The sequence below is a fragment of the Thermococcus sp. 101 C5 genome (assembly GCF_009372125.1).
Lineage (GTDB): Archaea > Methanobacteriota_B > Thermococci > Thermococcales > Thermococcaceae > Thermococcus_A > Thermococcus_A bergensis.
The window spans coordinates 1-21,985 of the sequence record NZ_WHIZ01000004.1 but is presented as its reverse complement, the minus strand read 5'-3'; the positions used below and the strand labels follow the sequence as shown (position 1 = coordinate 21,985).

The following is a 21,985-nucleotide window of genomic DNA, read 5'->3' as shown; positions in this document are numbered from 1 at the left end:
ATTTGGTGAAGGCTTTGAGAAATGTTCTCCTCCTCTACGTTCTTGCCGGCTTTCTCATTGTGATCAACTATCGAGTAGGGGAAAACATCCACGAGTGGGCATTCTACGACGCCCTCTTCTATGTGGTTATACCCCTCATAGCCGCTTATCTGCTTGGTTTCAAGCCTCATAAATTAGGCTTTAAAATAGGACGAAGGGAAGGTTATATTTGGGCATTTGCTCTCTTTCTCCTCTCCTTCCCCATAAGCATTTATGCCTCTCATCTGGAAAGCTTCAGGGCTTATTACCCGATATTTGCCTACTCCTCCTGGAAGGACTTCCTCCTCAAGGAGCTCTTAATTGGCATCATCATGTTTGCCCATGAGGGGTTTTACAGAGGAATTCTCCTCTTTCCCGTGGCAGAGAAAAACGAGTGGGCTGGAATAATCGCCCAGAACATCCCTTATACCCTGGTTCACATAGGCAAACCACCGCTGGAAATTCCATACTCCTTCATAGCGGGGATAATCTTTGCGAAAATAGATTTAAAGAGCGGAAGCTTTCTGCCGAGCTTCCTTCTCCACTGGGCCGGGGCAGTTGTTTTTGACGTCCTCTGCACTATAGGGACTTGATAGTAATGGTACCGTTTACAGTAGAGAGCACAACCTCGTATTTACCGTTTCCAAGAACAGCGTTAAAAGATTTTGGACCATGGAACGGAGGCTTCGAAAGCTCTCCCGGAACTTCCGAATCTATTTTCCCATTGACAGCCGTGGCCTTAATTACGGCATCGGCATCTTTTGGAATGTAAGCTTCAATTCTTCCGTTAACCGTGGAAATCTTGATGTTATCGTTTATACGGGACAGCAGAGCTGTGATTGAACCGTTTACAGCAGATATTTTTTCGGCAGAAGTGTTTTCTATGGAAATGCTCCCATTTACAGTGCTAATTTTCCCTGCTTTTTCAACGTTCTTTATGGATATTGCGCCGTTAACGTTTCCAGCTTTTTCTATTTCAACTCCTTTCGGCACGCGGATATTGAAATTGACAGAACTCCCACCAATGCCAACACCAAAGGTCTTTTGCTGTTCAACTTTAATCGTAAACATATTTCCCTCTTTTTTGACCTTTATTTTTGGCTCAGCACCCAAAAGTCCCCATTTTTTCTCGGCTTTCAGCTGTATTGTTTCACCTTCGTAGCCTTCAATTCTTATGGCTCCGTTTATGTTTCCGATCTTTAGCTTTGTTCCTTCTCCCACTTTATATTCCCTCTCAACAACTTCAATCATATTCATCACCTCAATATAATATACTGTGGTCAAATAAGAAGAAAAATGTGGTCAAAACTGATCAGTTAGCTTTGCGGTTCCATAGCCCACAAAAAGAACTTTGTCCGGATCGAGGGCTTTGACTACTTCCGGCCTGTGGGTTATTATCAAAGCTGTTATGCCAGCTTCCCTTAGAATTTCACTCACCTTTTTGGCGACCCTCATGGCGGTGAGAGTGTCCAGATGAGCAGCAAATTCGTCCATTAGTAGAAGATTCGGCTTCTCCGCAAGTAAAGACGCTATCTTTGCCCTCTCCTTTTGGCCAGTGGAGAGCTCACTGAACTTTGCCCTATAAAGAACGGCATCACTCAATCCAGAACGGTTTAGAACTTCAACGGCTGCATTTAAATCCCCTATTTTTCTGTAAACGTGCTCCAAAATGCTTTCACTACCGAAGATAGGCTCCTGCTCTCCAGGCAGTAGGGCTGAGACCTTAACGTTCTCCGGCACCTTAATCTCTCCACTCGTAGGTCTGTATTTTTCTTCCCAATAGCCAAGTGCTGCACCAAGGAGAAGCCTAATGAGAGTCGTCTTCCCAGCTCCACTTGCCCCAACCACCGCAACTAACTCTCCGGGCTTGACTTCAAAGTTCAAGTTTCTCAAAACAGGTCTCTGTATTACCCTATGTCTAACTCCAAAGGCTTCCAGAAGGAACCTTATCTCCTCTGGAAGGCCCTTTATGTCCAGCTCGCTCTCAAACACCTTGCTGACGTTTTTAAACACTATCGACCCCTTCAAAGGCTCAACCTTTCCATAGCTCGGCCTCCACAGCCTTCCATCCTTAGGAGCATAGGGGTCTTCTTTGAGGAACCTTTCGATATATTCTTTTGCTTCCTCTGTTAGGGGATAGAAGAGCACGGGTCTTCCGCTTGCGGTTTCCCAGAGGAACTTAAACCCCACTTTCTCAAAAAACGGATTGAAGCGGGCCATCTGGGCTATAGTCTCGACAATGTGTTTTCTCTTTCTCATCTCGGGAATTCTTCTTTCGCTTATCCACTCGAGGGCAGCTTTAACGCTGAGCTGTCCAAGTCCATCGCTTCTGTAGTCGGGATGCACAACAACCCTCGCTATTCTGGCTCCAGCCGTGTTGCTTTCTCTTAAAGCCTGCCACTTAGCCTTCTCCCATAGCAAATGGCGTGCAATCTTTTTTGTATGCTTTTTCTTCAGTTCCTCATAGAGCTCCTTCATGATTCTCTCCGGCCAGAAAGAGGGTTTAAACCACTCCTCAGGAAAAACTTTCTCCCGTATGTTCTTCTCTATCCTCCCATCAGGCAAGCGACGGTGCATCAGTGGAATAGGTGGGTCAACTCTAACGTATGCCAATATTCTGGGCTCATATTCCTCCCGGTTTTCAAGCTCAAGGAGCAAAAACCGCGATGCTGGAGTGGAACCCTTAATCTCAAGGATATGAACGTCTTCACTTCCGCATACCGGGCAGGGTTGCTTCGTGTTTGCCTCGAAGATATGATTGTTCTCACACCTCCATAGGGCAACCTTCTCCTTTTGTGATGCGTAGTGATACTGCTCAAGCTCCGCTATTGCCTCAAAGTCTCTCTCATAAGTAGCTTCCCTCGCCCGGATTTTGTAAGTATAGAGAAGCTCTCCAGTCAGGGGAGAAAAGCGCTTTGCTTCGTACTCCTTTTCCCACAGGGGCCAGACCTTTATTTTGTCCCCTTCGTAAAACTTGTAGAGCTCATAATCATCAAAGTCAAGCACATTGTCTTTTTTGGGCTTGTTCTTGACGTGTATTTCCACTTCATCCCCCGTTACAAACCATTGAGCAATACCGCTCATGTAGAGCTTATATCTCTCCTCCGCTTCTACCTCAAGAATCCCAAACCACCTGTGCTTGAACCTAGGAACCTCACTGCCGACAACTTTTCCCCGGATTATCATTCAACCACCCAAGATATTTAGGCAATAGGATATTTAAGTGTTGAGCGAAACAATACGTTTAATAACGTTGAGGCATATATCTGAGCGGTGATGACTATGGAAGACCCATATATGTGGATGGAAAACTTAAACGATGAAAGAGTGATAGAATTCATAAGCGAAGAAAACGCCCGGTTTAGAGAATTTCTTGGAGACCTCCCGGATAAGTTAATTGAAGAGGTTAGGAACTACTATTACCTCCCGAACGTTGTAGAGGCACGCATAACAGATAGAGGAACGTTTGTGAGGGTAAACGAGAAGGGCAGGCAGATTATAAAAATTCTCGAAACAAACGAAGTTATAGTTGATTCCAAGAAGCTTGAAGAGGAGCTGAAGGATGAAATTCTCCTGCAGAGCTTCACTGTAGACAGAGAAGGAAAAAGATTAGCGTACAGCTTTTCAATAGGCGGAGCCGATGAGGGCATTACAAGGATAATTGACCTAGAGAAAGGCGAGGTAATTGAAGAGATAAAACCATCACTCTGGAACGTCGTTTTCCTCGATGATGGTTATTACTTCGCACGCTTCTATAGAAAGGGGAAGACACCAGATGGAGTTGATGCTCCTGCGGAGAGAATTTTCCTCAAAAAAGGCGGAGAAGAGAGAATGGTCTTTGGAGAAGGGTTAAGCTCAGGATACTTTATGAGCCTCCACAAGAGCAGCTGTGGTAACTATGCAATGATAACTCTCTCGTTTGGGTGGAACAGGGGCGAGATTTACTTTGGTCCCCTCGAGGAGCCGGAAAAGTGGAGAAAAGTGTATTCAAGCGAGGTTCCAGCATATCCAATTGACTACGTGGATGGAAAGCTCTACATCTACACAAGGGAAGGAAAGGGACTTGGCAAGGTAATTGCCATTGAAAACGGGAACGTAAAAGAGGTTATCCCGGAAGGTGACTTCCCACTGGAATGGGCAATAATCGTCGGAGACAAGATTCTCGCAGGTTATCTGGTGCACGCATCTTCACTGCTGAGGGTCTTCACACTCGACGGAGAGCTTATTGAGGAGATTAAATTTGACATGCCCGGGCAGGTTCACCCCCTCGACACCGACGGAGAAAAAGCGATATTGAGGTATGAGAGCTTTACAATTCCCTACCGCCTCTACCTCTTCAAGGAAAAACTCGAACTGATAGATGAGGTCAAAGTTGAGGGCAGCTTTAAGGTGGGCGAAGACTTTGCAACCTCAAAGGACGGAACAAAGGTGCACTACTTCACCGTAAAAGGAGAAAAGGATGAAAAGAAGGCATGGGTCTTCGGATACGGTGGCTTTAACATCGCTCTGAAGCCGAGGTTCTTCCCACATGCGATACCGTTCATAAAGCGGGGCGGAACTTTCGCGATGGCGAACCTTAGAGGAGGAAGTGAATACGGCGAGGAATGGCACAGGGCTGGAATGAGGGAAAACAAACAGAACGTCTTTGACGACTTTATTGCAGTCCTCGAGAAGCTCAAAAAAGAGGGCTATAAGGTCGCCGCCTGGGGAAGAAGCAATGGTGGGCTTCTGGTTTCGGCAGTTTTAGTCCAGAGACCGGACGTTATGGACGCTGCTTTAATAGGCTACCCCGTTATAGACATGCTTCGCTTCCATAAGCTCTACATCGGAAGTGTGTGGATTCCGGAGTATGGAAATCCAGATGATCCCAAGGACAGGGAATTCCTCCTCAAGTACTCTCCTTACTACAACGTCAAACCCCAAAAGTATCCGCCGACACTGATTTACACCGGGCTACATGATGACAGGGTTCACCCGGCACATGCGCTCAAGTTCGCAAAGAAGCTCAAAGACCTCGGGGCTCCAGTTTACCTCAGGGTGGAAACAAAGAGCGGACACATGGGGGCCTCGCCAGAGACGAGGATTAAAGAACTGACAGACCTGCTCGCTTTCGTTGTCAAGACATTAGGCACTAAAGTTTAGAGCCTAGGCGTTTTTGGACTCTTCTTTTATTTGTTTTTCACCTATCAGCTTCATAATCTTGCTGTGCAGCTGCTTGATTAGTTCTCGTCTATCCTCCATGAGGACAACGTCGCTCGCTCCGATTACCTCAAGGTTGAACGCAAATGGACTCGGAAGCTCGTTGTGTTCAATGATAATTTTTATCTTCCCCTCTTTCACCCAGCTCAAAAAGAGCTCCGCGTTTTCTATGTCCATTTTGTCTTCCATTATCTCGCGGTAGACCTCTCTGAGCAGAGGAAAATCAGGATAGTTCTTCTTGAGAAGCCTTAACAGGGTCTGCGCATTCAGCTGCTGCCGGCTCAGGCTCTTCTTCCTCCCCATGTACCTCCGGAGAATAAGCAATCCCCTGTTGGCAACGTGTCTAAACCTTCTCTTCAAAAGCTCCGTGTTGTCCAATGCCCTCTTTAAAGTCTCCCTCAAGTCCTCAACCTGAAACAGTCCCTTAATTTCCTCTTCGCTTAGAGACTTTTCCTTGGGGAGTATCAGCACGAATCCGTTGTCGCTTATTGCCATTCCCACGTTTGTTTTCTTCTTTTTGCTGATGAGGTATGCAAAGACCCTGCTAATGGCTTCATTAGCCCTCCTTCCTATCAGCGTGTGGAAAAAGTACTTAACCCTTTTCTCGTCAAAGACCTCTTCAACTAAAAGAACCTCATCATCTGGAATTATAGAATACTTCTCCTGCTCCCTAAAATACCCCAAAATTGCCTTTGCGGCTTTTTCATCGATTTGATACTTTTTCATGAGGAACCTCCTAGCCCTTCTGTTGTTTAAAAGTCCTTTAACTTCTCGTCTAAACCTCTGAACGTCCAAAGCTAAGTCAAAGCTTAGTGGCAGCATCTCAGAAAACCATGCCGGAATAGTGGGCTTTGCACCTTCTTTCGGCACAACGTATATTCTATTGCCCCGTGATTTCCTGAACTCATACGTCTTGCCAGCTAGAACAAATATATCACCGGGCATCAGCCTTTCGGCGAACTCTTCCTCAACGGTTCCTATGAACTTCTTATCAAGGGTGTACACTTCTATCTTTGCCTCATCCGGAATTGTTCCGGTGTTCATATAGTAGATCGCCCTCGTCATTTTGCCTCTTTTGCCGAACTTTCCTTCCTCCTCATCGAGCCAGATTTTTGCGTAAACATTCTTCTCCTCCAAGCCCGCATATTCTCCCGCAAGATAACGTAAAACGCTCATAAAGTCATCAAAACTCAGGTTGCGGTATGGATAAGCCCTTCTAACAAGGGAATATGCTTCCTTTATATCCCAGACCCTTTCAAGAGCCATGCCAAGAAGGTGCTGTGCAAGGACATCCAACGCGTTCTGGGGGATTTTTATTCTATCGAGCCTTCTATTCCTTGCGTTATGGGCTAAAACCGTACATTCCACCAAGTCATCCCTGTCCAGAACAAGGATAATTCCTTTGCTTACTTCATGCAATCGATGGCCTGCTCTGCCTATACGCTGCAGGGCCCTGTTTACGCTTTTTGGGGAACCTATTAGGACAACGAGGTCAATCGTTCCAATATCAATCCCCAACTCAAGTGATGTCGAGCTGACAACACATCGAAGCTCTCCTCTTTTCAGTTTCTCCTCCACCTCAAGCCTGACGTCTCTGGAGAGACTCGAATGGTGAGCTTCAATTAACTCGGCATATTTTGGAAACTTCTTCCTGAGATGGTATGTAACCCTTTCAGCACCGCTTCTTGTGTTTGTGAATATCAGTGTTGTTCTGTGCTGCTCTATAAGCTCGTCAAGCCTTTTATACAGGGCTTCACTGAGTTCATTTGCAGATGCGTAAACAAGGTCTTCAACAACGCTCTCAACCTTAATTTCAGTCTGCTTTGCAAAGCTAACATCAACTATAATGCCCGGCCTTGGACTTCCATCATCGTTGTAGCCAAAGACGAACTTGGCAACTTCCTCAAGGGGATGAATTGTAGCACTTAGTCCAATCCTAACAAAATCTCCGGCAAGGTTTTGAAGTCTCTCGAGGCTTAAGGCCAAATGAGTGCCCCTTTTGTTCTCAGCCAGAGCGTGGACTTCATCGACGATGACATATTTAACCGTCTTAAGTTTTTGACTGAACTTGGGAGCATTTAGGGCGATTGCCAGGCTTTCAGGGGTGGTTATTAAAATATGGGGCGGCTTTTTCACCATCTTCTGCTTTTCATAGCTTGAGGTATCGCTTGTTCTCACAGCCACTCTTATCTCTGGCAGCTCATATCCAAGTTCTCTATAAACTTCCCTTATCTCACTTAACGGCTCCTCAAGGTTCCTCCTTATATCGTTGTTCAAAGCCCTCAGCGGAGAAACGTAGAGAACGTAAATCTGATCTTCCAGCTTACCCTCTTTTCCAAGGAGGACAAGCTCGTTTATTGCGGCAAGAAAAGCCGATAGGGTTTTTCCACTACCTGTTGGGGAGGATATAAGAACATTTTCTCCCTTGTGAATTTCAACAACCGCGTATCTCTGAGGGGGAGTAAAAGTTCCAAACTTACGCCTAAACCACTCGCCGATAGGCCTGTCAAGGATTGCGTATATTTCCTCATCGCTGTATTCCCTGCTCGCAAACCTTATCATAGCCCTCGATAATCCTTTATAGCCGGACTTTAAAAGTTTTGATACGATTTTCGAACAGAATCATTTAAAGATCCAGAACTAAATTCCAACAGGGAGAGTCATGGAGAAGCTTAAAAAAGCCATTGAGGAATTTAACAGACTTCATGGAAGCGAAGCCCAGGCCAAGATAATAGAGATAAGAGACGATGAAGCGATAATTGAGTTTAAAGGCTATTTCTGCAAGACCTGTGGGCTTTTTGATTACTTTGAGGACATCAAATGGGAGGCTATGGAGTTTGAACTAAAAGTGGAGCCGGTTGAGGTCATTGAGGAGGAAGAAGATTTTGAAAAGGGAAGGTATGTGGTAAAATATAAAATTCACGCCAGAGAGGCGAGTGAATAAAGGAAGAGCACAAAGAAGACCAGCCCAGAGAAGTAAGCGACTGAGTGCGGAATGTTAAGGTGAAAGCTCCCATGCTGCCTCTTTGCCTTCAAATACATCGCTGTTGGCAGTATGCCTGCATAGAGAATTCCTCCAAAAGTTCCTGCCAGCCATAGGGCATTTACAAAGCTCTTAAGACCGGCAAAGTATATCAGCAAAGGTGGAAACACTGTTAATGCCCATGCATAAGACCTGTTCATCCGCAGGACATCTTTCATATTGTCCATCTCTGAGAGCGCCACACCTATATAGCTCGTGCATATTGCTGCAAGAGGCAATACAAGGCCCAGAATTCTGCCCAGACTTCCGTATAACCTCTCAAGTGCAGTTGTTGCGAGTTCAGGCGTATCTGCACCAAAGGCCCCTACAAATGAAAGAGCAAAGAAAGCGTAAAAAACCATTGGGACTAGGTAGCCTATAAATACTGCTTTTGTTGTTGTTTTCACATCTTCAAGTCCTTTAAGGAGCTCAGGGATTACCATGTGGCTGACATAAGCAAAAATCACAACTCCCAACCCATTTAAAGCTGCAGAGGTGTTGAAAGTAGATAAATTCTTCACATCAATTTTTCCGAAAACAAGACCTATCGACAGTGCAAGAACCAAAAGGAGGACTGCTGTTAGAGTTAGCTCCGCCTCGCCGGATACTTTAAGCCCCATATAGACTATCAAGCTCATTATGCCCCAGAAAGCTAAAGCAGCGAGTTCGGGTTTAACTCCAGTCAAGGAGGATAAAATATCGGCACTTCCTGCAATGTACGCTATGAGAGCCCCATAAGCCAGAGCGGAAATGCTGATAAACATTAAAGCTCCACCTATTTTTCCCAAGTGTTCTTCTGTGAGTTTTGAAAGGCTCTTTCCCGGAGTTTTGGACGAGACCTCAAGGACGAAGAGAGCCGTCAAAAGCGTCATTAGTCCTGCCAAAACCACGACCAAAACTCCAAGAATTCCCGCTTCCCTCAGTGCGTAAGGTAAGCCTAAAACACCCGCACCGATTTGAGTACCTATAAGTATTGCACTTGCCTCAGCGAGTGTCAGCCTCTTCATGTTCTCACCTGTTGTGAAAGGGATTTCATAGATATAAAAGACTTGCTATATGTAAAGAAAAGCTCTATAAAAGACAAATAAATACACTGGAGTATACTTACACGCATTAAAAGACATGAATTGCCGTTGCTTTAAAGCTCAGGTATACTTCGCTTCCCTCTTCAATCCCCATTTCCACAAGGGAAGAACGGGTGATAAAAGCCCTAAGCTCGATTCCACCAATACCAAGTGTTAACCTTACCAAAGACCCCAAATCTTCAACCGCCAGAACTTTAGCCTTGAATTCGTTTCTTGCAGAGGTTTTTATGGGTTCGCTGGATATGACAATATCCTCAGGCCTTATTCCAATTCTCAGCTTGCCTTTAAATTCTCCCGGCAGCTCTATTGAAATCCCGTTTGCCCTTAATACTCTCCCCTCCGCAATCCCTTCGATTATGTTCTCAAATCCAAGAAACCTTGCGACTTCCTCATTTTTGGGCTTGGAGAAAACTTCCCTGACTTCTCCGGTTTGGATTAACCTACCGTTCAGCATTACGCCAACCCTATCCCCAAGGCTAACAGCTTCCTCGAACGAATGCGTCACGTGTAAAGCTGTAAAGCTGAGCTCCTTTCTCCAGCGCTTCATTTCCTGAATTAACCTAGCCCTTGTTTGGACATCCAGATTCGCAAAGGGCTCGTCAAGGAGTATTAAACTCGGCTCCAGCACCAAAGCCCTGGCTATAGCCACTCTTTGGGCTTCACCGCCGCTTAATGTTTTTGGTTTTCTGTGCAAAAGGTGAGAAATTCCAAGGATTTCTGCTATCTCCTTAACCCTCTTTTCAATTTCATTTTTCGGGACTTTTTTAAGCTTTAGCCCGTAGGCTATGTTATCGTAAACCTTCATATGGGGAAAGAGAGCGTAGTTTTGGGGTATGTAGGCTAGGTTTCTCTTCTCCGGTGGAAGGAAGGTTACATCAACCCCCTCAACAAAGACTCTCCCTGAGTCAGGAATGAATATACCAGCAATAATTTCAAGGAGAAGGGTCTTTCCAGCGCCACTGGGTCCCAAAATTACGAAGTACTCCCCCTTCTTAACCTCAAAATTGGCATCTCTAATTCTGAACTCTTTCCAGTCTTTGCTAACGTTCTCAACCCTAAGCATTTCTCGACCTCCCTACAAGCCACCTTAGAACAACGAAGATGCCCAAGCTGAGCAGCACAAGGATAACAGAAATCGGCCTTGAAGCCCTCAAGCCATAGTTGTTAAAGTACTCCATGACCAGAACCTGCGCAGTTTTTGGGTAATATGCAACGATTAGGATTGCTCCCACTTCGCTTATCGCCCTCGCCCACGTCATTATGGCACCGCTCAGAATAGAGGGCATTGCAATTGGGAGGGAAACCGTGAGGAATGCCTTTAACTTACTCGCCCCCAAGGTTCTTGCCACATGCTCAAGCTTCTCATCTACCGCCAAAAACCCGTCTCTGGCAGCGTTGATTGTGAAAGGTGCAGAGACAAAAAGCATTGCCATTATTATTCCGAGATAGCTGTCCAGAATTTTGTTTGAAAATGTCACAAGAAGCATTATGCCAACAACGGAGTGTGGGATGACTATTGGGACGTCAACAACCGCCTGGACAAAACTCTTCCCCACAAAATCCTTCCTTGCGAGCACATAACCAAGGGGGACTCCAAAAAGGAGGGAAATCAGCATTGCAGCCGTGGAAGTTAGGAAAGAATTTTTAAGGGCTTCCAAAACAAGGCCATCGTGGAGCGTCTCTACTAGCATCTCCCAGTCGAAAAGTTGCTTCCCTATGATAACGGCTAACGGAAGGAGGATGTACAGAACAAGGAACGTGCCGAGCAGAGCGAAAAACCATGTTACGTAATCCCTCATACCCTCACCTCTGAAGAAAAAGATAAAAAGTTTAGCCCTCTACCTCCACTCCATCTTTGATCTCCTCTGGAATGTTTCCAAATCCAACAGGTGGCCATATGAAATCCTGATGGTTCTTCTCAAAGATTTCCCTGCCCTTCTCACTAAGCAAGAACTTCAGGTACTCGAGGGCAAGCTCCCTGTTGGGAGCATCTTTTAGAACTGTGACCCCATAAACAATCGGCTTTGCTTTGATGGTTTTCCCTGTTGAGCCCAGTGTTATTGAAACCTGCCCGTAGTGCTCTGCCAAGGCAAAATCCTTCAGATTGATTTCTTTGGGCAGTTCAACGAATCTCAAGTTATGCTGCATTGCAACGCTTTTGTAGATGAAATAGTAGTCCAGACTACCGCTCTCCACCAAGCCAGTTAAGTCCGTTTCCTTTGGCCTTATAACAACCTTGTCAGTCTTGATTTGAATCTCCTTTGGGGCAACTATGTGGTTTCCTTCGGCATATATGTTGGTGTTCCTCTCCACCAGAGTCTCAAAAATCGGCTTTCCATAATAGATATCGGCAAGCTTCATCACCATAAGGCTTCTGTAGCCACAGGGATCCTGATTGGGGTCGCTGAATCCAAAGGAAACCTCCTCTCTCGCCAGAATTTCGTACCAGTTGTTGGAGTTGATTTCATCAGCGTATCTGCTCTTATCGGTGAATGCTATGACTATCTCATTGGTCGCAAAAAGGACGTAAAAGTCCGTATAGTTGGGCACCAGCAACTGAGGGATTAGGGTATAATCCGCAAGGGCAACAATATCGGCTTTTTTCCCCAAGTCTGTGACCTTTCTAACGGCCATAACACTTCCACTAGCCTCTGCTTGAATTTCCACATCATAGCCAAGGGTTTTAGCATATTCCCTGAAAGCCTCGCTGACGTCTTTTAAGGGCTCACTCAGAGAGCCAGCATGGAAAATCTTCAAAGTTGATTTTTGGAGTTCCGTTTGTCCTGATGGAAGAGTAATGCTTTCCTTCGTTCCAGTGTCCTTAATTCCATTGTCCCCAATGCAGCCGCTGGCAATTATCGCAAAGAGGAGAACCCCCACAAGGATCAATGATGCTCGTTTCATCAAACCACCAGAAGAATACTCCACTTTAAACATTTAAACATTTTGGGCAAACAGATGTGTTAAAGTTAAGCCAGTTTGCTTACTCCAGAAGGATTTTATACTTAGCTATCCTAAACTTTTAAAGGTGAGAAAATGAGAATGGTGCTTATTGACGGGGAGCACTATCCAGATGTAACGGCTTGGGCTATTAAGCAGCTCAAGGACGTATGTTGTGCCGTGTTTTTGGGAGGTACGGAAAAGATAGGGGATATTAAGTCTCTTGAGAAAAAAATAGGTGTCAAGCTGTATTCTGGTGAGGACTATCTTATTGAGATAGAGCGAGCTATCAAAGAGAACAAAATTGAAGAAGTTATTGATTTGAGCGACGAACCAGTGGTGAACTATGAGGACAGGTTTAGAATAGCGGCAGTGCTCCTAAAGCATGGAATAAAATACAGGGGCGCTGATTTTGAGTTCTCCCCCAAGAAGATGTTAAAAATAAGCAAACCGAGCATAACAATACTCGGAACCGGCAAAAGAGTTGGAAAAACAGCGGTAAGTGGTTTTGTTGCAAGAACTCTAAAACAAATCGCAAAGCCCATAATAGTAACAATGGGCAGGGGAGGGCCGGAAGAGCCGGAGATAATTGAGGGAGATAAGATAGAGATAACTCCCGAGTTTCTGGTAAAAATTGCGGAGTCAGGCAAGCATGCTGCTTCTGACCATTTTGAAGACGCCCTAACCGCTAGAGTTTTAACCATTGGATGCAGAAGATGTGGGGGCGGAATGGCAGGCTTCAGCTTTTTTGACATAGTTGACAAGGGAGTAAAGCTTGCGGAAAAGCTTGAAGGGGATATCGTGATACTCGAGGGAAGCGGTGCAACTTTTCCCGCGGTTAAGGCAGACAAATACATAACCGTCGTCGGTGCAACTCAGAGGATTGAGTTCATAAGGAGCTATTTCGGTCCGTTTAGAGTGGGATTGGCGGACTTAATCGTGGTTACACTTGCCGATATGGTAAGCAAAGAGAAGCTTCAAGAGCTCCAGAGAGTTTTGAAATACATAAACCCAAAAGCAGATATACATCTAACGGCCTTCAAGCCGAGGCCTCTGGGAGATGTGAGGGGCAAAAAAGCCCTTCTTGTCATGACCGCACCTCCAGAAGGGCTTGAGAAGGCGGCAAAGCATCTTGAAGAAAACTATGGAGTGGAGATAGTTGGAAAAAGCCCGAACCTATCAAACAGAGCAAAACTGAGGGAGGATCTAAAGCGCTTTGATGATTACGATACGGTTATAGTGGAGCTTAAGGCAGCGGCTGTGGATGTGGTTACAAAGGAAGTCCTCCAGCGCGGAAAAGAAATAATTTACCTTGACAACGAGCCGGTGAATATGGACGGTAAGGACTTGAAGGAAGCGATTCTGAAAATCGGAAGAGAACTCAGAGGGGATGTCAGATGATAATCGTCGTTGACCCTGAGAAAAACACCAAGCTGCCCTTTTCAAGAGGCATCCTGACAAGGTCAATAACCTCAGCTGGTGTTGACGTTGGAGTTGCCTACTCAATAGCTGCGGAGATAGTAAAGGAACTCGAGAGAAAAAAGACAAAGATCATTACCAAAGAGGACATCCGAAAGATGACCTATAAGAAGCTCCTGGATCATGGACTAAAAGACGCCGCCAGAAGGTACCTTTTCTGGCATGAGCTCAGAAAGCTGAAGTACCCGATGATAATCCTCCTTGGAGGAGCAACAGGGGTTGGAAAATCCACGTTAGCAACAGAGCTGGCCTTTAGGCTTGGAGTAAGAACCATCATAGGGACTGATACCGTCAGAGAGGTAATGAGGAAGATAATAAGCAAAGACCTCTTGCCATCAATCCATACATCATCGTTTCTGGCATGGAAAGAGCTAAGAAATTTGCCAAAGGGAGTGGACCCCCTCCTATACGGGTTTGAGAACCAAGTGAGGTACGTAACAGTGGGAATTAACGCCGTTGTAGAGCGTTCTTATAGAGAGGGTTTCAACACGATAATAGAAGGAATCCACCTTGTTCCGGGTTATGTAAGCCTGAACGACAGAAGCTTTATGTATCTCATAACTGTAAAAAACCTTGAGGCACTTGAAGCAAGGTTCTATGAAAGGGCCCGTTACAGCCTCAGGCCGGCAGAATACTACGTGAAAAACATAGACAACATAATGCGCATCCAAGAGTATTTAATCGAAAAAGCAAAAGAACATGGAATTCCGATTATAGAGAACGTCGAGCTCGAACAGTCGGTAAATGCAATAATGAACAATCTCATGGAAGAGATACCAAAACGGCTTAAAGAAAGAGGTATTGAACTCTCAGTTTAAGGACAAAACTCTTTTATCTTTTGAGTCCAACTAATGTTGAGAGCTTTTGCGGTGATTCCCATGGATGAAAATGCACCTATTAAAGTTTATATGACAAAGAAACTCATAGGGGTGGGACCTGAGGATAGTGTCCAAGAGGCGTGCAAGGTAATGGTAGAGTTTGACATCGGTTCTCTTGTGGTTGTTGATGAAAACGACAGCGTAGTGGGCTTCTTTACAAAAAGCGATGTTATAAGAAGGGTAATCGTTCCCGGTCTGCCCTACACAACACCCGTGAAGGAGATTATGACAAAAGAACTCATCACTGTAGACGCCAACACTCCCCTAAAAGAAGTTTTGAAAATTATGGCGGCAAAGAGGATAAAACACATACTGATCAAAGAAGAAGGAAAAGTAGTGGGGATTTTTACGCTGAGCGATCTGCTTGAGGCAAGCAGAAGAAAGCTCGAAACGTCGATAGCGGCAGAGTGATGGAAATGAAAATAGCCCACATAAGCGACACCCACATAACCAGCGGTGAAGCCTACAAGGGGTACGCCTACGATTTAATAGCCAACGAAATCAACACGCTCGACTATGATATAGTTGTTCACACGGGGGACGTGACAAATGAAGGGTTGAAAGAAGAATACGAGAGGGCAAGTTATGAATTAAAAAAGATTCAGAAGCCCCTAATAGTTGTTCCCGGAAACCATGATGCAAGAAACGTCGGCTATGAGCTATTTGAGAAGTATATAGGGCCGCTAAATGGCGTTTATGAGAAGGACGACCTCGTCATTATATGGGTTGATTCCACGATACCGGACCTAAGCGATGGAAGGATAGGCGGATACAAGTTCCAGTGGCTTAAAGAAAAGCTGGAGGAGTATTCCCACAAAAAGTTCAAGATTGTTGCCTCCCACCACCATTTAGTCCCTCTACCAGACACGGGGAGGGAAAGGAACGTCTTGTTCAATGCTGGAGATGTTTTAGACTTGCTTTTAAAGCATGAAGTCAACCTCTATATCTGCGGCCACAAACACGTACCCAACATCTACAAAGTTGAAGGGCTCATAGTGGCAAACGCTGGTTGCACCTCCTGCAGAAAGACCAGAAAAGGCGACGTAAACAGCTACAACATAATTAAAATCAAGGAAGATGGAAAAATCTCGGTAAGCATAAAGCGAGTGACGGGAGAAATCGCAAGAAGGGAATTCAAAATCAAAAAGCAGAGGATTTTCGTTCCAAAGAAAAGAAGGCTGCTAAGAATCGTCCAGATGAGCGAGAGTAATGTATCAGACAGGGTTTATTTCAGGGAGAGAATTTTGAAAAACGCAATTAAAGCCATCAACGAAAAATATAAGCCCGACTTAGTTATCCACTGCGGAGACGTGGTAGATGTTGGAACAGAGCGTTATTATGCAAAGGCCTACGAGTTCTGGGAAAAAATTAAGCCGGAGAAGATTATAGTGCCGGGCCACAACGACATCACTTACCTCGGCTACGAGCTCTTCAGAGAATATTTTGGAGAACCAAAAATTCTGGAAATGGACAGTTTTGCCTTCATCCCGATAATCTCAGCCCAATATGAGACTCCTATAGGTGTGGTTGGAAGAATAGGTCAGAAGATTTTGAAGCAGCATCTGAGAGAGCACGAAGATAAGTTTAAGGTTGTTGTAATGCACCACAATATAATTCCGATACCCAGAAGCAGAGAGATAGGATTTCTGGAAGATGGTGGCAACGTTTTGAAAATACTGACAGAAGAAAAGGCAGAGTTAGTTTTAACCGGTCACGGTGGCAATACGCTTGGAATAAAAGTTGAGGAAACTCCAATAATAAACGCAGGCTCGATAAGCTGGGAGCTCCATAGAAACCCATTTGGAAACTCCTTCAACTTAATAGACATCTATGAAGACATGATAGCGGCATTTGAAATACAGGCGACTTGGGGCTCAAGAAAACTTCTCGGGATATGGAAAATAAAAACAAAAGTGCCGTGGGCTTAGCCGAAGAAGGCACCCATCATGTCCATCTGCTCTTCAGAGAAGCCCTTAACTTTGAACTCGGGCATTTTGGCAATAAGCTCTTTGTATTTTTTCTCGTCTATTTTTTTAACATCACTACCTTTCACATGAAACGCCCTTATTGTATCTTCTGACCTATAAGCAACAAGGAATTCCTCACTCTCTATGTTTTCGAAGTTCACGAATATGGCATTTCCACCGGTGTAGGGCTTCTTACACTTGAAGGGGAAGCTCGCAGAGTTCAACATTGCATCTCCAAGGGCAAAGTTAGCCTTTTTACCGTTTATTTCAGTCCAAAACGGCTTTCCCTCAAAGTCCCCTTCAACAACTACGAGAGTCTTCTGTCCATCAAACTCTATAACCGGTGCGCCCTTCTTTTCAAGTATGTCAAAGAGCTCCTCGATTGTTTCAGCGTTTTTTAAACTTGCAACAAATCCTTCAACTTTCATTTCAAATCCTCCATTTCTCCTTTCAAAAAGGAGTTTATAACTATTCCTCTTCTTCTATGAACTCTCCTTCCTCCCCTTTTTCATTGGAAAGCTCCCTCAGGCGATCAATTCCTGAACCTACAGCTATTAATATGTCCCCCTCTTCGATTTTCTCGTCCTTGGAGGGGTTATAAATGTATTTCCCTCCCCGCTTTATCGCTATCACTCTCACACCCACTTTAGTCGGAAGCTTGAGCTGTTTGAGGGATTGTCCTATTAGTATTGATCCCCTGTTAACCTTTATGCGCCCTATTTCTTCATCAACATCGTGCATTATTTTCCTTATTATGGGGTGTGGCTCAACGTCCCTGAGAACAAGATCGGCTATTTCATAGGCAGAATCGCTTATCTGCTCGTTTATTGTGGCCATCTCAATTATACTTAAGAGTGTCTCGGGATTTTCTTCATGCTTAGCGGCCCTCAAAGCAAGCTTTTTCACCTTTAACGTAAGCTCGTCCATTTTTTCTTCTAGGATATAAACCTCATCAGCTATGTCCTCGCTGTCGTACATGACGGCGGAAAAAGCAAGGTCAACCATTAGCGAAGAGAGGTTTTTCATCTCTATTAAACAGCCTCTTATCTCCTCAAGCTCTTTCATCGCCAACCACCCTAATAACTCCCCTCGCAATCTCTTTGAGGTGCTCAACCGACGTATGCGTTCCCCTCCCTATCAAAATGTCCCCGGGCTTTATCTTGAAGTCCTTGTCGGGGGCAAAAATCCACCTTTTGCCTCTCTTTACCGCTATTACCCAGACACCGGTGTTGGTGGCAAGATTAAGTTCTCCGAGTGTTTTTCCAACAATAACAGAATCCCCGGAGACAGGGATTTTTGCTATTACTTCCTCGCTTTCCATAATCGCCTCAGTAATCACCGGATGAAGCTCAACACCCTCAAGAACCATCTTTGCCAGGTCTCCAGCAGCGTTTGAGATGTCTTCTATTGAATTCGCCATCTGCAGGACGGAGGTTATCTGCTCGGCCTCTCTTGGGTTCCTAGCCGCTAAAACTGCATGCGTCATGAGGTGGTAATTAAGGAGATCCATTCTCTCCTCGAGGTCAAGCACTTCCTCAGCTATTTCTCTATCTTTAAAGAGAATTGCGGTATAAGCGAGATCAATCATGAGCTCAACAATATTTTTCATTTCTATGAAAATTTCCTTAACACTTTTAGGCTTATACTCAAACTCCTCAAACTCTTCCATCCTCTTATCCTCCCGTTTTTATCTCATATCCCCTTTCTTTTAAGGTTTTCTCAAACTTAAACAATCAAATAAGCAACTCCTACAGTGAATAGAGTTGAAAATATATCCGCTAAAGTCGTTATAGTTGGAACAGTGGCATTATCCGGATCCAACCCAAGCCTATCAAAGATTATTGCAAAGAAGTACCCTATAAACATGTTAAACAAGACCAAGAATGGATAAAGAATGATAAACGGGAAAACCAACCCCACATTCTTCCCCAAGCTCACCTTTACAACCCCTATTGCCACTACGTTCATCAAAATCGCGATGAAAAAGCTTGTCACAAAGTATACGAAAATGTCCAAGAGAGAATCTCTGTTAAGAACACTCTCGATTTCTCCAAGGTGAAGCTTCGTTGAAGTTTTTGCCCCAATAATGGATCCATAATTCCCGGCAGTATCAAGAATTGCGGGATACATAACACTGAACACCACTGATGCGTAGATAACCTCACTGTAAGATTCGAGTAGCCCTCCCGAAATGCTTGAGAAAAGTGCTAAAACCCCAATAATCCCCAGAATTTCCCCAACCATGCGCTTTTCTTCACTTTCAAATTTTGTTCTGAAACCCATAACCAGCAAAAGAAAAACTGCCAGAAGCACTAGAATATCAAAAAGACGCGGGAGATCTTCATGGAGAAGAATAAAGAGTACCAAAAAAGGTATCGTAACAAGATCACCAGCAGAAGTTACCAGCGGAGCTGCAACAGTATCGGGGTCAATACCTCTCTTAAAAGGTAATACCGTGGCAATAGCAGTAGCATAACCCATTATCAAGCTAACAAAAATTGTAGAAGTCAGCACGATTAAAAGAACAATTACTCCTGATGCAACATTCCCGACCTTAATGACTCCCACAATCCAAAGCACAACAACAGGGAGCACTGACAGAAGAATACCCAAGAAGATGTTTTTTACAACATTCTTATCTCTAAGCTTTGGTTCCATCTCACCAAGGTGGAGCATGGTAGTAAAACGAGAAGCCATTGCACCGAAAATGTTGCCCCTCAATCCCATAAGACCCGGGAGAATTACAAATATAACCGGATAGCTCAGCATAATCTTTTCAAAAAACCTACCCAAGAATGCTCCAGCAAAGAAGTCCAGAATAAGACAAACTATTAGCGCCGGAAGTGCTATCAATGCCTCTCTGAACTTCTCTGAAAGCTCCCTCCAGAGCACTACTTGGAGGTTTTTCATATTCCTCCCCCCTCATTTCGCTCCCTCCATGCTATTTTCTCCTACCTTACCGAGTAAATCTTCAAAAAATTATATAAAAAGATTTTGGTGACCCCAGCTAAAGAAAAAAGAATGGAGATAGGGTTCCTTGCATATGCTAACTCTTTTCTAACTGGAATGGAGATATGTAGTCCCCATACTTCTCCTTAGCCTTAAGAAGTCTTTCTCTTTCCTTCTCCAAGACCTTAAAGAGCTCTTCCGGGATATTGCCAACATCCCTATAAATCTTCTCAATCCTCTCTATCTTGGCAAGGAACTCTGGAACCCTTATGGTGAACTGCTTTTCGTAGTCCTCCCTGCTGTAATCTTTGTTAAGAACTTCCTTAAAGAGCCTCTTCAGGTCTTCATATTTTGGAATGTACCCAACGGGAGTCTCTATTGCATCAACATCCCCGTGAACCCTCAGCTCCATCCACTTGAGCCACACGGCTTTGTCTAGCTTGTGGTTCAGCCAGTTGCCGTCTTTATCCCTCAGGAAGTAGTTAACGGCAAATATCTTTGGCTTTATTCTCAGCTTCTTCTCAAATTCAAGGTAGTTTCTGAGGTAGTCTCCAATGTGAACGCTGAGGAAATCTAAAATCGCCATTGGGTTGAATGCCCTTACCCCTTCCTTTCCAAGAGTAGCTGCAGTGGTCTCGCTTTCCAGTGCTGCACCCATGGTAACTACTCCGTGTGCCCAGTCAAAGGCCTCTCTCACAGGAGGCCAAGTATCTGCATCTCTGCCACCGAATATCATTCCCCCAATCCTAACCCCGCATGGAGCTTCAAGGGCTTCCAGGTCAGCGTTTGGGAAAGCTTCAAGGCTAACGGTAAAGCGAGCATTTTTGTGGCTCGGCGGGATTTCGTTACCCTCAGCATCTTTCTTCCCTTTCCACCATTTTCCGCTGTGGTTTTCTCCCTCTTCTGGAATTGGGATCCCCATGTCATTCCAGTAGGGCTTCCCGTCTTTAACGAGCACGTTTGAGAATATTATCTCATTCGGTGAATGCAGCACTTCCCAAATTATCGGGTCATCCTCTTGGTTGACTCCCTGAATTATTCCAAAAACTCCCTTCTCGACGTTGGCCCCTCTGGCTTCTCCCTTCATGTCAACGATGAACGTCAAGTCATCCCCTACTATGTTCTCCCACGAAATCATTGCTGTTGAGGTTTTACCGCACATTGAGGGATAGGCTCCGGTGAAGTAAGTCTTTCTACCATTGGGACCGTTCACGCGCATAAGAAACATGTGCTCGCTCAACCAGCCCTCTTGAACGGCTCTTCTAATTGTAAGCCTAAAAGCAAGCTTTTTGAGCCCTATTGTGTTGCCACCGTACTGGGTGTTTGCCGAATAAACGGTCTCCCCTTCAAGGTCAATGTAAATCCTCCTCTTGTCTATGTTCTTGCTGGTCTTCCTTTCGTCAAGTTCTCCAGCAGAGTGTACAAATTTCAAAAACTTTGCTTCTCTTCCCAGGCGCTTAAACTCCTCGTAACCCTTTCTGTAGAGGATAAACTCACTGTGAGCAACATAGGCCGAATCCGTAAGCTGAACAGCAGGGATTGTGAAAATAGAGTTCTTGGGTCCGAGAACAAAGAAGCATACAAAAAGCTCTTTACCCTTTGCAATATCCTTCATGATTTCGTGAATCTCCTTAAGCCCTTCTTCCCTGTCCATAGTATTTACGAACGGAATCTCCACACCCTTAGGAACCAAGATTTTAGTCCTGGCCTTGTCCCGAGCTTGATCATAATAGCCATCGTAGTGGACGGTGTGTCCGTCCATTGCGAGGGGTTTCTCCTCCCCGTATTCAATGGCCTTTCTTCTTACATACTCTTCATCTTCCTTTGAATCGGTGCAAACAAAAACCTTTGCGGGATTCAAAAGATCGATATATTTTGCCAGAAATTCATGAAGTTCAGGGTTGTCGATTGCCTTAATTTTCTCAAACTGTTCTGGGTCAAGCCTATTTTTAAGGTATTCCAGAGGTCCCATTTACATCACCGTAAAACATTGCTCAACGATGGATTAAAAAGCTTTTCAACGAACACCATAAATTATATTAACTGAAAAATTCCTAAACACTATGGTGGCAACTATATGCAAGCGGTGATTCTAGCGGGCGGAAAGGGAACAAGATTGCTTCCTCTAACAGTCTACCGCCCCAAGCCAATGATTCCATTTTTCAACAAACCCATGATGGAGTACATGGTCAACGCCCTAGTAAACGCGGGAGTAGAGGAAATATTTGTATTAGTCGGGTACCTCAAAGAGAGGATTATGGAGTACTTTGGAGACGGAAGTGAGTTTGGTGTTCAAATACACTACTCAAATGGGGACAACATAAAGCTCGGAACCGCAGGAGCTACAAAAAAAGTCGTTGATAAAATAGAAGGGGCGTGTTTAGTTTCACCCCCTGTTATTTAAACAGTATTTGACTCTGAGGAGGATTTTCAGACCATAACACATTA

The 21,985-nt window shown here is 44.7% G+C and carries 19 protein-coding genes and 1 pseudogene; 8 read left to right on the top strand and 12 right to left on the bottom strand.

What is annotated here, in order from left to right; genetic code table 11:
* Positions 1 to 5: 5 nt before the first annotated feature.
* Entirely contained in the window at positions 6 to 611 is a 606-nt protein-coding gene (gene mrtA, locus GBV73_RS01020; protein ID WP_042700581.1) for a CPBP family archaeomyxosortase MrtA, read from the top strand.
* On the opposite strand, the gene GBV73_RS01015 is transcribed toward mrtA, so the two are convergent.
* Both GBV73_RS01015 and GBV73_RS01010 read right to left on the bottom strand, forming a co-directional pair.
* On the bottom strand, positions 598 to 1,269 hold the full coding sequence (locus GBV73_RS01015) for a DUF4097 family beta strand repeat-containing protein (RefSeq protein WP_042698965.1): 672 nt from the start codon (positions 1,267 to 1,269) through the stop codon (positions 598 to 600). The genes mrtA and GBV73_RS01015 overlap by 14 nt on opposite strands.
* A gap of 51 nt (positions 1,270 to 1,320) precedes the next feature.
* Positions 1,321 to 3,204 (bottom strand): ATP-binding cassette domain-containing protein, encoded by a 1,884-nt coding sequence (locus GBV73_RS01010; protein ID WP_152878775.1) that lies wholly within the window; start codon positions 3,202 to 3,204, stop codon positions 1,321 to 1,323.
* 96 nt (positions 3,205 to 3,300) lie between these two features.
* Here GBV73_RS01010 and GBV73_RS01005 point away from each other — a divergent pair, with 96 nt between their 5' ends.
* The gene (locus GBV73_RS01005; protein ID WP_152878790.1) at positions 3,301 to 5,160 is read left to right on the top strand and encodes a prolyl oligopeptidase family serine peptidase; all 1,860 of its coding nucleotides are present in this window, start codon (positions 3,301 to 3,303) and stop codon (positions 5,158 to 5,160) included.
* A 3-nt stretch (positions 5,161 to 5,163) separates the two neighbouring features.
* Here GBV73_RS01005 and GBV73_RS01000 read toward each other — a convergent pair whose 3' ends face one another.
* Entirely contained in the window at positions 5,164 to 7,779 is a 2,616-nt protein-coding gene (locus GBV73_RS01000) for an ATP-dependent helicase (protein WP_152878774.1), read from the bottom strand.
* Positions 7,780 to 7,879: 100 nt separating this feature from the next.
* On the opposite strand from GBV73_RS01000, the gene GBV73_RS00995 reads away from it, so the two are divergent.
* Positions 7,880 to 8,161 carry a hypothetical protein gene (locus GBV73_RS00995; protein ID WP_042698954.1) on the top strand — a complete coding sequence of 94 codons (282 nt, stop codon included), beginning with the start codon at positions 7,880 to 7,882 and terminating at the stop codon, positions 8,159 to 8,161.
* Here GBV73_RS00995 and GBV73_RS00990 read toward each other — a convergent pair.
* The 4 genes from GBV73_RS00990 to wtpA form a co-directional block, all read right to left on the bottom strand.
* Positions 8,137 to 9,246 (bottom strand): aromatic amino acid transport family protein, encoded by a 1,110-nt coding sequence (locus GBV73_RS00990; RefSeq protein WP_152878773.1) that lies wholly within the window; start codon positions 9,244 to 9,246, stop codon positions 8,137 to 8,139. The two genes, GBV73_RS00995 and GBV73_RS00990, sit on opposite strands and share 25 nt — an antisense overlap.
* A 106-nt stretch (positions 9,247 to 9,352) precedes the next feature.
* Positions 9,353 to 10,387, bottom strand: a complete 1,035-nt coding sequence (gene wtpC / locus GBV73_RS00985) for a tungstate ABC transporter ATP-binding protein WtpC (protein WP_152878772.1) — start codon at positions 10,385 to 10,387, stop codon at positions 9,353 to 9,355.
* Positions 10,380 to 11,123, bottom strand: a complete 744-nt coding sequence (wtpB, locus tag GBV73_RS00980) for a tungstate ABC transporter permease WtpB (RefSeq protein ID WP_152878771.1) — start codon at positions 11,121 to 11,123, stop codon at positions 10,380 to 10,382. The genes wtpC and wtpB overlap by 8 nt, the downstream gene beginning before the upstream one ends.
* A 31-nt stretch (positions 11,124 to 11,154) precedes the next feature.
* Positions 11,155 to 12,228 (bottom strand): tungstate ABC transporter substrate-binding protein WtpA, encoded by a 1,074-nt coding sequence (wtpA, locus tag GBV73_RS00975; RefSeq protein WP_152878770.1) that lies wholly within the window; start codon positions 12,226 to 12,228, stop codon positions 11,155 to 11,157.
* 132 nt (positions 12,229 to 12,360) lie between these two features.
* Here wtpA and GBV73_RS00970 point away from each other — a divergent pair, with 132 nt between their 5' ends.
* From GBV73_RS00970 to GBV73_RS00955, 4 genes are read left to right on the top strand one after another with little or no spacing between them, the layout of a single operon-like run.
* A complete protein-coding gene (locus tag GBV73_RS00970) occupies positions 12,361 to 13,665 on the top strand; it encodes a 2,3-phosphoglycerate synthetase (protein ID WP_042698939.1) in 1,305 nt (434 codons plus the stop codon).
* Positions 13,662 to 14,561, top strand: a complete 900-nt coding sequence (locus tag GBV73_RS00965) for a 2-phosphoglycerate kinase (protein ID WP_152878769.1) — start codon at positions 13,662 to 13,664, stop codon at positions 14,559 to 14,561. The genes GBV73_RS00970 and GBV73_RS00965 overlap by 4 nt, the downstream gene beginning before the upstream one ends.
* A 60-nt stretch (positions 14,562 to 14,621) precedes the next feature.
* On the top strand, positions 14,622 to 15,032 hold the full coding sequence (locus tag GBV73_RS00960; protein ID WP_152878768.1) for a cyclic nucleotide-binding/CBS domain-containing protein: 411 nt from the start codon (positions 14,622 to 14,624) through the stop codon (positions 15,030 to 15,032).
* 5 nt (positions 15,033 to 15,037) lie between these two features.
* On the top strand, positions 15,038 to 16,549 hold the full coding sequence (locus GBV73_RS00955) for a metallophosphoesterase (protein WP_152878789.1): 1,512 nt from the start codon (positions 15,038 to 15,040) through the stop codon (positions 16,547 to 16,549).
* Here GBV73_RS00955 and GBV73_RS00950 read toward each other — a convergent pair.
* From GBV73_RS00950 to GBV73_RS00930, 5 genes are all read right to left on the bottom strand, one after another.
* The gene (locus GBV73_RS00950; protein ID WP_152878767.1) at positions 16,546 to 17,016 is read right to left on the bottom strand and encodes a hypothetical protein; all 471 of its coding nucleotides are present in this window, start codon (positions 17,014 to 17,016) and stop codon (positions 16,546 to 16,548) included. The genes GBV73_RS00955 and GBV73_RS00950 overlap by 4 nt on opposite strands.
* A 40-nt stretch (positions 17,017 to 17,056) precedes the next feature.
* Positions 17,057 to 17,653 (bottom strand): potassium channel family protein, encoded by a 597-nt coding sequence (locus tag GBV73_RS00945; protein WP_152878766.1) that lies wholly within the window; start codon positions 17,651 to 17,653, stop codon positions 17,057 to 17,059.
* On the bottom strand, positions 17,640 to 18,257 hold the full coding sequence (locus tag GBV73_RS00940; protein WP_152878765.1) for a potassium channel family protein: 618 nt from the start codon (positions 18,255 to 18,257) through the stop codon (positions 17,640 to 17,642). Before GBV73_RS00940 ends, GBV73_RS00945 begins: the two co-directional genes overlap by 14 nt.
* 56 nt (positions 18,258 to 18,313) lie before the next feature.
* Positions 18,314 to 19,498: a magnesium transporter gene (locus GBV73_RS00935; RefSeq protein ID WP_152878764.1), complete on the bottom strand. Its 1,185-nt coding sequence runs from the start codon at positions 19,496 to 19,498 to the stop codon at positions 18,314 to 18,316.
* 136 nt (positions 19,499 to 19,634) lie between these two features.
* Complete coding sequence (locus GBV73_RS00930; RefSeq protein ID WP_152878763.1) at positions 19,635 to 21,509, bottom strand: phosphoenolpyruvate carboxykinase (GTP); 1,875 nt, start codon at positions 21,507 to 21,509, stop codon at positions 19,635 to 19,637.
* A 105-nt stretch (positions 21,510 to 21,614) separates the two neighbouring features.
* Between GBV73_RS00930 and GBV73_RS00925 the strand changes: the two are divergent.
* Positions 21,615 to 21,926 (top strand): annotated as a pseudogene (locus tag GBV73_RS00925) (NDP-sugar synthase); the annotation flags it as partial.
* Positions 21,927 to 21,985: the final 59 nt, after the last annotated feature.